The sequence below is a fragment of the Citrobacter sp. VF227 genome, from assembly GCF_052950715.1.
Map to the genome: position 1 here is coordinate 1 of NZ_JBRFVF010000625.1, position 434 is coordinate 434.

Annotated in this window: 1 pseudogene; it reads right to left on the minus strand. The window is 61.3% G+C overall.

What is annotated here, in order from left to right:
- Nucleotides 1-109 precede the first annotated feature (109 nt).
- Nucleotides 110-434 (minus strand): annotated as a pseudogene (locus ACU8YC_RS28240) (hypothetical protein); the annotation flags it as partial.

Genomic DNA, 434 nt, shown 5'->3' on the forward strand with positions numbered 1-434 from the left:
GAACAGCCTCTTGGTGAGATGGAACAGAGGCCTGAATAGTAGTGAATGTTATTTACCTTCTCAATGCGACAAATCGTGCCGGTAACCTTTTGTAAATATCAGTCTGCTATCAAGGCCGCGCCAGCGCAGGCAGGTCGCCGCTCAAGCCCAGCGCCTGGCGGACGAACAGCGCTTTCGCCTCCGGCAGTGCCTGTACAGCCTTGAGGCCGGTGTTACGCAACCAGCGCAGCGGCAATGGATCGGCCTGGAACAGTCGCTCGAAGCCCTCCATCGCCGCCATCATCGCCAGGTTGTGCGGCATGCGGCGGCGTTCGAAGCGACTCAGCACCCGAATATCTTCGGGCCGCTCACCACGCGCCATGGCCGCCTCGATGACCTCCGCCAGAACCGCTGCGTCCAGAAGCCCGAGGTTGACCCCCTGCCCTGCCAGTGGA